Annotated in this window: 8 protein-coding genes and 1 pseudogene; 5 read left to right on the top strand and 4 right to left on the bottom strand. The window is 62.3% G+C overall.

Translation table 11 applies throughout. From position 1 onward, the window contains the following. The first annotated feature begins 1,018 nt into the window (after window positions 1–1,018). The 5 genes and pseudogenes from FS320_RS31890 to FS320_RS47110 all read left to right on the top strand — a co-directional run bounded on the left by FS320_RS31890 (window position 1,019) and on the right by FS320_RS47110 (window position 3,758). Window positions 1,019–1,228: a hypothetical protein gene (locus FS320_RS31890; protein WP_152716458.1), complete on the top strand. Its 210-nt coding sequence runs from the start codon at window positions 1,019–1,021 to the stop codon at window positions 1,226–1,228. Window positions 1,229–1,432: 204 nt separating this feature from the next. Continuing rightward, window positions 1,433–2,167, top strand: a pseudogene (locus FS320_RS50355) (class I poly(R)-hydroxyalkanoic acid synthase); the annotation flags it as partial. Beyond that, window positions 2,166–3,275, top strand: coding sequence for a PHA/PHB synthase family protein (locus tag FS320_RS48585; RefSeq protein ID WP_338105575.1), 1,110 nt, complete (start codon window positions 2,166–2,168; stop codon window positions 3,273–3,275). The pseudogene FS320_RS50355 and the gene FS320_RS48585, both read left to right, overlap by 2 nt. Before the next feature lie 243 nt (window positions 3,276–3,518). Further along, window positions 3,519–3,605, top strand: coding sequence for a DUF6489 family protein (locus tag FS320_RS51000; RefSeq protein ID WP_420846806.1), 87 nt, complete (start codon window positions 3,519–3,521; stop codon window positions 3,603–3,605). A 3-nt stretch (window positions 3,606–3,608) separates the two neighbouring features. After that, entirely contained in the window at window positions 3,609–3,758 is a 150-nt protein-coding gene (locus FS320_RS47110; protein WP_202882917.1) for a hypothetical protein, read from the top strand. A gap of 117 nt (window positions 3,759–3,875) precedes the next feature. On the opposite strand, the gene FS320_RS31875 is transcribed toward FS320_RS47110, so the two are convergent. From FS320_RS31875 to FS320_RS31855, 4 genes are all read right to left on the bottom strand, one after another. Beyond that, complete coding sequence (locus tag FS320_RS31875) at window positions 3,876–4,541, bottom strand: hypothetical protein (protein ID WP_152716457.1); 666 nt, start codon at window positions 4,539–4,541, stop codon at window positions 3,876–3,878. 116 nt (window positions 4,542–4,657) lie between these two features. Beyond that, window positions 4,658–5,026, bottom strand: a complete 369-nt coding sequence (locus tag FS320_RS31870; protein ID WP_152716456.1) for a hypothetical protein — start codon at window positions 5,024–5,026, stop codon at window positions 4,658–4,660. Between the two features lie 673 nt (window positions 5,027–5,699). Then, window positions 5,700–9,071, bottom strand: coding sequence for an AAA family ATPase (locus tag FS320_RS31860; protein ID WP_162003383.1), 3,372 nt, complete (start codon window positions 9,069–9,071; stop codon window positions 5,700–5,702). 41 nt (window positions 9,072–9,112) lie between these two features. Next, window positions 9,113–9,511: a YybH family protein gene (locus FS320_RS31855; protein ID WP_244627529.1), complete on the bottom strand. Its 399-nt coding sequence runs from the start codon at window positions 9,509–9,511 to the stop codon at window positions 9,113–9,115. Window positions 9,512–9,645: the final 134 nt, after the last annotated feature.

Here is a 9,645-nt window from a genome sequence, read left to right as displayed (position 1 = left end):
GGAACGCGCCGGCTTGATCCGCCGTCAGCCCGGAGTGGCGCGAAGCATCGAGGTGTTGGTCGCCCCTGAAGGCCTGCCCCTCCTCCGCCATCCCCAACTCGTCAAATCCTCTGGGCCGAGGATCTAGGAAGAAGACCGGTGCGTAAGCTCAGACGACACCGTCCACGTAGCTGAGTAAAGGGCATTTTCCGCTGTTCTCCGCTATTCCGCGACGGATCTACGCTATTGAAAATGCGTAGCCCGCTCCGGACCACCTAAACACCGGGACGGGCAAGTAAAAGCGCTAAGTTGACGGGGCCTGCTATTTACACAGGAATTCCAGCCTTAGCGCCGCATGAATGCTATGATAGCGGGATTGGCTAAGACCCGCAGGGTTGAGGTGCCGCCATGCCGACTAACTGGCCGACGAAGGTTAGGAACACCGGACGTCCGAAAGGTCAACCTCCGACTTTGGCAACCGACATTCTGGATGGGGTGGCGGTCGCGTTTTGCATCCTCCTGTTCTCTTGGGGAATGCAGCATATTGTTTTTGACTACCTCGCCGACCCCAATCGCCCGGCAATGCTCTCCTCCACCCATACATGAAGACGGAGCGCGATTGTGACCGCTCCGTTTCTGGAGTGGGTTGAGCGAAAGAGCCTGAGCCTCCTGCTTCCGATGAAAGGATCCATGCCGCCTTTGCGAGGCACGCTGACTTCTATGCGTTTATCGTACCTCACTGCTGCGGAGAGTCAGCGTTGGGTCAAACTGAGCCTTTGAGCGTGGCCGTGATGACGTCCGCTCGTCACTCCTGCCATCCCCTGCTACCGTGAATGTCTATTGGTCAACCGGCAGTCTCCTGCCGGGTGCGCCCGCGCTAGCGTGCTGCTTCGAGAGTTGCAGGCGAGCGGGCTTATCAGTCGGGAGGTCCAAGGCACTATCCCTTCGGATCGGGAACGTTGAGCACAGCCATCCGGTTGTTTGATCAATGGGCGGACTGTCTCGGCAGAACCACGCTCACGGAGCAGGAGGAAGTGCCATGGATCACAGGTTCCAGATCGGCCAACTTGTGCGGCCGCGGGAGACGCTTCTCGAGAATACCGGGATCTACGAGATCCTGCGCCAGCTTCCGAGTGGTCCGGATGGCGAGCCGCTCTACCGCATCAAAGCCGCCAGCGGACCCGTTCAGCGCGTCGTGCGTGAGGCCGACCTCCTGCCGGCCTCAGGCTCCTCAAGGGTGGCCGGCTGAACAGGACTTGCTTGTAAAGCGGCTCGGAACCATTGATTCGTACCAGAACTGGCCAGCGTGTTGATGGTGGGAAACCATCGCCAACACCAGAGGGGTTACAGGTAGCACCGGCCGTGTCCCTCCCGGTCTGGGCAAAATCCAAACGCTCCTCGGACATTAAGGCCGAGCACGGATCGGGTCTGGGATCCAAGCCGAACGACAGCCATGGAAATGCGGAGAAAGCCCATGACGGGGCAGGATACGGATAAAGCCCAGGCGCCGATGGACGGGAACATGCCCGGACCCGATATGATGCTGAGGCTCTGGGCCTCATGGATGGACCAGTTGTCCTCCCCAGCGAAGGCACTCGCTGATCCAGGCACGGCTTGGTGGCAGATGACAGCCGGCAACCCTGCTTCGAGTCTCATCGCCGGAGGAGTCAATCAACTCCAAGGAAGCCTGTCACAGGATCCCACACTCCGCTCCATCGACCAGATGTGGAACGCCAATCCTCTGCGCGAGGTGGTGCCCGTCGACTGGGCTGAAATTGCCCGGGCTTTGCGCATCGTCTGGCTGCGCTCGCTGCGAAAGCCCAGTGCGGCTCTGGCCGTGGCGGATCTCAACCAGGATTTGTGGCGCTCCGCGGTTGACGTGTGGCAGGAGGCCGGGCAGCGCTGGCTCGGCATTGCAGGTTCAGCGCCAGGGAATGGACCATCTACTCCCGCAACAGACAAGCGGTTCGCTGCCCGCGAGTGGCACACGAACCCGGTCTATCGCACTCTTCAGCAAATCTACCTGCTTGCGTCAGACTGGCTCCTGCAGCAGGGCGATGTGGATGACATGGACGAGGCCGAGCAGCAGCGCATCACCTTCCACTTGCGGCAGTTCGTGGACGCAATGAGCCCCGCTCTGATCCTGCTGTCGAACCCTGTCGCCCTTCGACGAGCCATTGAGACCGGTGGGACCAGTATTGCAGCCGGGGCCGCCAATCTGGCTGCCGATCTTCAGGCAGGGCGCCTCAGCATGGTCGACACAGGAAGCCTTCGCGCCAGGCCAGAACCTCGCTCTTACGCCCGGAAAGGTGGTCCACCGCAATCGCCTGATGGAGCTGATCCAGTATGCGCCCACAACGGCGAAGGTTCACAAGACGCCGCTGCTGATCCTGCCGCCCTGGATCAACAAGTACTACATCCTCGACATGCAGCCCAAGAACAGCCTGGTGCGCTACCTGGTTGAGCAAGGGTTCACGGTTTTCCTGATCTCCTGGAAGAACCCGGATGCCTCCATGGATGAGATCGGCATCGAGGACTACATGGATCTCGGCCCGCTGGAGGCCAGCGATGTGGTGCGCGACATCACCGGCAGCCCGACGGTGAATGCCATGGGCTACTGCATCGGCGGGACACTGCTGACAATGACGTTGGCGGCCCTCGCGGCCAAGGGTGACAAGCGGTTTAACGCGGCCAGCTTCATGGTCTCGCTGCAGGATTTCTCACGCGTGGGCGACACCGCCGTGTTCATGGACGAGCCGGCGATTGACCTGATCGAGCAGCAGATGATGGAACGGGGCTATCTCGACAGCCGCGAGATGTCGAACATGTTCAACCTGCTGCGCTCGAACGACCTGATCTGGGCCAACGTGGTCAACAACTACCTGATGGGCAGCAAGCCCCCGGCTTTTGATCTCCTGTACTGGAACAGCGACGGCACCCGGATGGCGCGTGCCGCCCACAGCTGGTATCTGCGCAACACCTATGTGGAGAACAATCTGATCGAGCCGGGCAAGATCACGCTCAAGGGCGAGGCGCTTGATCTCGGCCGCATTCGCCAGGATACCTATGCCGTCGGAGCCGAGAAGGATCACATTGTGCCCTGGGACGCAGCTTGGCGCATCACCCAGCTGTTTGGCGGTGAGGTGCGGTTCGTGCGCGCCTCCAGTGGCCATATTGCCGGGATCATCAATCCACCGGGTGGTAAGGGCACCTATTGGACCCGGGAGAGTAGCGACGCAGGAGCGAGCAGCCCTGAGCAGTGGCTGCAGAGCGCCAGCCGCCATGAGGGGAGCTGATGGCCGGACTGGACGGCGTGGCTTTCTGCTCGCTCGGGCCGGAAAGGGGCGCCGCCCCACATGGGCGGTCCGAAACATCCGCCGCTGCAGGATGCGCCCGGCACCTATGTGATGGAAAAGTAGAGTGGCTGAGGCTAATCCGAGTACACATCGCGCCGCGTAGCCCGGTTTGGTTGACCTCAGCAGCGAGATACGAGACCACCGTTCGGCAGCCCATCTGTTGATGCTGGAGCAGGATGTCAGATGAAGATCACCATGGATGTTGAGTGCACGCCCGAGGAGGCACGGGCCTTTCTGGGACTGCCGGACGTGAAGCCGATGCAAGAGTAACTCATGCGAGAGGTGCAGGACCGCATGACCGCGAACATCCGGGCCATGGAGCCGGAAGCCATGCTGAGAACCTGGCTTCCGGCAACCCTCAAAGGGTTCGAGCAGATGCAGGAGATCTTCATGTCCCAAATGACCGGGACCAAACGAGAGTGAGTGACAGCGAGAGGCTCCGTTGCATCGCTCCAAGGATCTCTGCCCCTGACGAAAGTCTGCTGATGTTGACGCCGGCCGGACGGCTCGTCCTGGAGGATCTGCTGTCCGTCCGACCGATCATCGGCTCGTCTCGTCGCTAACCTTCGAGGATTTCTTCTGCGCGGAGGACCGCCGGCTGCCCTTCCGGCTGGCGCCGTTGCCACCGCCCTCGCCCGGCGATCCGCCAAGGGCGCTCGTCACGACCTCCCCTGCGGCACCGATGGCCGCCGCGGCGACCTCGAGCGGAGCTGCGACGATCTCGGCACCGAGACTGCCGGCGGCCGACACGGCGTTCCGGCCTTCCTGCGTTCCGCCGCCTTGGCCCTGCTCGCTGCTTTGCGGTTTCTCAAGCACATTGGCGACGGCCCTGAGGGCCTCAGCCATCACGGCGCGCGCCTGCGGGGAGGTGAGCGTTGTCTCAAGCGTTGAGAGCCAGGCCATCGGGTTCAGCAGGCCGCCCTGTGAGCGGGATGCGGAGCGGGTCTGCGTCGCGGACCGCGATCGCGATGTGCCGGAGGTCGAGCGTGTTGCTGTGCGCGATCCTGCGGAGGAACGGGCCTTCGCGGGAACAGCCTGGGACTTCGTGGCAGACCGGGAGCCAGCCATCGCTTTGGGCTGCGCACGCTTGGAAGCACCAGCCCCCTTCTTCGTGGCAGACGGGGAGGCGGATTTCGACGCCGACCTCTCCGGCGTGTTCCGGCTCCTGCTGGGTTGGGAGGTGTCGTCCTTTTTGGTTCGAGCCATTGTCATTCTCTCATCTGCTGGGGCCGCAAGCCGGCCGTACCGAGGAACAGTGTTCCTCCGTGATGACAATGACGGCGTGGCCGTTCGGTTCGTTCGCACAAATAAACGAAGGCAGATTAGGTCCGTCTCAAGAACTCGAGGCCAGCCGGAAGATCGTGCTCCTGCCGCGCCGGTCGCATGGCCTTGATGGACGATCTCGCTCTCGGTGGCGCCTCGTCCGCGATCCGGGCGGCTTTTCCATCGCGCGTCTCCAGCGGACATGCCGCCTCGACGTGGAGCATCGCTTCGTGCAGCCATTCGGCCAATTGCGCCGCAGAAAACTGCGAGAGATAGCGTTGGTCTCTCTCATCAAACGCGATCTCCAGGTTCCCGTCGCCCTTGTCGATGACCTGGATCATGATGCGATCGAGGAGCCGCTCCTCGATGAGATACCCGTCCATCTGGGCGGCTGCGACAGGACCGGTGATTGTAACCAACCTCTTCATGCCAGGACCCCTCTGAAAGGCTCAGGCGAGTGTAGGCAGCAGCTTTGACGGAGCGGTACGCCATTCTGCGAACATCCTTAATTGCACACGAGATGGCGCCCAACACATCGCCAGCAAAGCTGACCGCGACGGAGCGAGCGTCGATGAGGTTTCAGGTGGAAGCCAGACGCCGCTCCCACGACGGCGACGAGCAGATCAAGGTGACCAGAGCAGTCTTCACGTTTGTCGCCATTAACAGCGGCTCCCGTCTCCGTCCCTTGCCATCGGGCTGAATGGGCTGGAACCGCTCCGCGTGATGCAAGCAGCCTGTTAGGATCCGCTGATCGGAGTGCCTGCCGACTGCTGGAGGTCCGCTCCGGGTCGATGCTGTTGAAAAAGCCTGCACCTGTCGCTTTTCGCGTGCTCAGCATACAGGATGTTGCGCCTGGTTTGGCTCGCTGACGCAAGTAATAGATTGATGAAGCAGATCCCGACAGCGGTTCAACGGCATCAGTCAAACTCAGTCTTTCATCACAGCCGTGACAAGGTCTGCTTACCCGCGAGTGCAGAGTCTGCTTACCCGCGAGTGCAGACCTTTTGGCGACTTCAGCTTCGTGCCAGGACTATAGCGCCAACTCTTGATCTGGAATTTGCATGCAGGAAATTCAGGACGAAGCATGCAGGACAAGGAGCACTAAGACTCAGCCGATTTTTCCATAAGTGCCTTGGCCGCGCGGAGGTCAGGGGTATCGAAACCCTCCGTAAACCACCCGTAAATGGGGACAAGAAGACGTCGCGCTTCGGCCACCCTACCGTGGTCCCACCAAAGTCGCGCCAGACTCATGGCGGCACGCAGCTCGAACGACTTCGCACTTTGGCTATGTGCAACGTTGAGCGCGGCTTGCAAGTACGCCTCGACCTCGTCCGCAGGAGCTCCCTGAACGCGCCGGAGTTCGCCACCGATGCGAGCAAGCTCCGCCGCCCACATGCGTTCATCGTTGCGCGCCGCGAGGTCCTTGGCTTCGGTCAGCGCAGCCGAGCCCTCGTCGCCTCGACCCAGTTGAAGGTACGTCGTTGCGAGCATGCACAAATACCGAACCTGGTACCAACTGGCTCCGAGCCTATTCCGATCGATGAGGCTCTGGCGCATGAGCGCCAAACCATCCTCAACCGCCCCCTCCTGTGCCAGGGCCCAGCCCCGCAGGATGAGGCCGCTCAACCGCCAATAGTTCAAACTGTGCTGATCGGCGAGCTCGATGACAGCGTCCGCATTCGCATGGACCGCCGCCACGTCACCCATCAGCTCGGCAGGTCCGGCTCCGCCGTAGACCTTAACGTGGGCGATGAGGTTCGTCTGGTTCAGCTCCATGGCGTATTCAAACGCCGCCCGGCCCATGCTTTGGGCCTGCTCCGGATAGCCTAGGATCCACAGCACAATGGCTAAGTAGGGTAACGCAGAGGCCTTCGGATCGTGAACGTAATGGACAGGCGGGGGTCGATGCGCATCGGGCTGATAGCGGCTCAAGATTGTCTCGAACTCGCAGCGGGCCTTGACAAAGGCGCCAGCATGCACGGCGGTGAGAGCGGCCAGCCGGTGCGCAGCCAACTCAAGTGCTATGTCCCCGGTCCGCTCGGCGGCGCGTTCCGCCTCAGCGGTCAAGCTTTGCATGGCGCTGTAGTCACCTCTCACGAAATGAAAGATGAACTTGCCGCTGAGCGCGGCGAACAAGGCATCGGTGTCGTCAAGTTCATAGCAAAGCGCATGCGCCCTGGTGAACGCCGTGCCGAGCTGCGGCGCGGTGTAGCCATGAATGGCGATCAGCGGACCTCCAATGGCCGTCTGGAGCGCAAGTTCCTGACGGTCCCGCTCCGGTCCCTCTGGACAGGACTTCAGTGCCTCCAGCCCTCTTGTGAGATGACTGATCGCTTCGAGATTGGCGGAACGCCCGGCGGCATTCCGGCCGGCCCGCAGCCAGTAGCCAACCGCCCGGCTCGCCAACCCGGCCTCCGTGAGATGCAGCGCGATCGTCTCCGGCTCCACCTCGGCAACGGCAGGATAATGCTCTTCAAGAGCAGCGGCGATGCGAGCATGGATCTGCTGCCGCTTGCTCCTCAAGAGGCTCTCGTGCGCGATGTCCTGCACCAGCGCGTGCTTGAAGCTGTAACTAACCTCCGGGGGTACGCCACGCCGGAACACGAGCTCCGCCTCCAACAACTCGTTGAGAGCACGTTGAAGAGCGTCTTCATCGAGTGGCGTGACCACTTTCAGGAGGTCATGTCCGAACTCGCGTCCGATGCAGGCCGCGATCTGGGCGACTTCCTTGACCGGGGCCAACCGGTCAAGGCGGGCCATGAGCGAGTCCTGGAGCGTCGTGGGGATCGCCAGCGGCGGCAAGGGACCCGTCAGCGCGTAATGGCTGCCTCGGTCCTCGAGCAGCCCGGATTCGAGGACGGCTTTGGTGAGTTCCTCGACGAACAACGGCACGCCATCGGTCTTGGCGAGGATCTGCTCAAGGACCTCCTGCGGAAGCAGCTTGCCGCCGGTTATCTGGTCGACCACGGCGGCGCCTTGTCTGCGTCCCAGCCGGCTCAGAAAGAGCGCTGTCACGTGTCCGTGCCCCGTCCAGCGGGGAGCGAACTCCGGCCGGAAGGTGACAATCATGAGCACCGGGAGCCGCTGCACTTTGTCAACCGCCCGATCGAGCAGTTCGAGCATGGTAGGGTCGGCCCAATGCACGTCCTCATAAATGGCGAGCACCGGCTGTCTTGCGGCCAAACCTTCTAATTGCCCCAGGAGAGCCCGAAACGTCCCCTCCTTCTTCTGGTGTGGGCTGAGTTCCAGTGGCTGGTATCTCTGACCGGTCGGGATCGCCAACAAGTCCGCGAGTAGCGGAATACTCTCACGTACGTCGTCGGTCCCCAGAGCGAGCATCGCTTCGAGCTTATCGAGCTGCTCTGCGGGAGGATCCTCCCGCCGAATTCCCGCTGCCCGTTCAAGGAGCCCAACGACAGGGTACAGAACGCTGCTGGTATGGAACGGTGAACAGAAATGGCTCAGGGGGGTGTGCGGCACGCCTGCGAGCTGGTCGCGCAGGGCCCGCACGAGGCGGGATTTGCCGATGCCTGGTTCGCCGCCGAGCAGGACGATCCGGCCCTCGCCCTCCTTCGCCTGCTGCCAGCGGTCCAACAGAAGGGCGAGTTCCTGGTCGCGCCCGACCAGCACAGTCGTCGACGCTCCATGCTGGGCGTCGAACCGGCTCTCGGCCGTTCCCTCGCCGACGACGTGCCATGCCCGCACAGACCCAGGAAAACCCTTGAGGTGGACCGTACCAAGATCGCGGTACACAAAGGCTTCTCCGAGGAGGTGCCGCGTCGACTCGGCAATCACGACGCTGCCGGGCTCGGCGAGCCCTTGCAGTCGGGCGGCCAGGTTCGGGGTCTCACCGATGACCGCCCGCTCGCGGGCTTCCCCTTCACCAATGAGCTCGCCGACAACGACCAGACCGGTTGCGATGCCGACGCGAGCGGCCAGTGCTGCACCACCCCGCTCTCTAAGGCCCGCGACCGCCTCGGTCACCCGAAGCCCCGCGCGAACGGCCCGCTCCGCGTCATCCTCATGCGCACGCGGCCAGCCGAAGTACGCCAGGACGCCGTCACCCAGAAGCTTCGCGACATGGCCTTCGAACCGGGTGATCTCGCCCGCCACGGTGTTCTGGTAGCCCTGGATGAGGTCCCGCAGGTCCTCAGGATCGCGCCCTGATGCGAGCGCGGTTGAGCCGACCAGATCGACGAACATCACCGTGAGCTGCCGTCGCTCGGCCTCGGACGGTGGTGCCGGTCTCGTCTGGTCAGCCGCCGCATGAACCTCGACAGGGAGGGGAGCCGCCAATGGGCCGAGTGCCTGAATTGCCTTCAGCACCATCTTACGCGGGCCGAGAGGCAAGCCGAGTTCTCTCAGATCGGCTTCGGTCAGCTCCGGCAGGACCTCGGGCGTGACTTCGGCATCCTGGAAGGCCTGTGCGTAGCGCTCCAGTCCAAGACGATGAAGCCATTCCGCGACGTCCACGCGAAGTCCCTCGCAAGGCGGCAGGCGACGATTGCCGCAGCTTAATTGAAGGTGTGTAACCTCAGCTTCAGCGAGCTGTCGGCCTGACGCTCGAATATGTGGGTGGCGAGGCCGGCAGCGGTTTGGGGAGCTCCATCGGCTCCCTTGCCCTTGGCACTCCAATGGGCCGTGCTGTAGACGACCTTGTCGTCTCCACCCGTGTCTATGATTGTCAGATTGTAATCGGTGAATCCGCGCGAAAACAGCCCAGCAAAGAAGTTCTCGATCGCTGCCGGACCTGATATGACCTCGTGGGTCGGCGGCAGCACTTTGGCGCTCGGGACATAGGCGGCGGCGACCGCCTTTGCATCAGCCTGATTGAACGCCGAATCCCAGGCTGTGTAAGCCGCAGAGATTTCGGTTCTGATGTCGAGACTGGACGAGGGGGCCAAGTCTGTCATGAATCCCCGCATTGCATCGCCTGAATTGCTCCCTGATTTTGGATCGTTGCCTCATCTGATTTGCTCCCGAGCTCTGGCGAGCTGCGGGGGCGATGATGAGGCAGGTGAGCATGACAACACGCAATGAGCTGATC

It is taken from the genome of Microvirga tunisiensis (genome assembly GCF_009296175.1).
Taxonomy (GTDB): domain Bacteria; phylum Pseudomonadota; class Alphaproteobacteria; order Rhizobiales; family Beijerinckiaceae; genus Microvirga; species Microvirga tunisiensis.
This window is presented reverse-complemented; position numbering and strand designations above follow the sequence as displayed.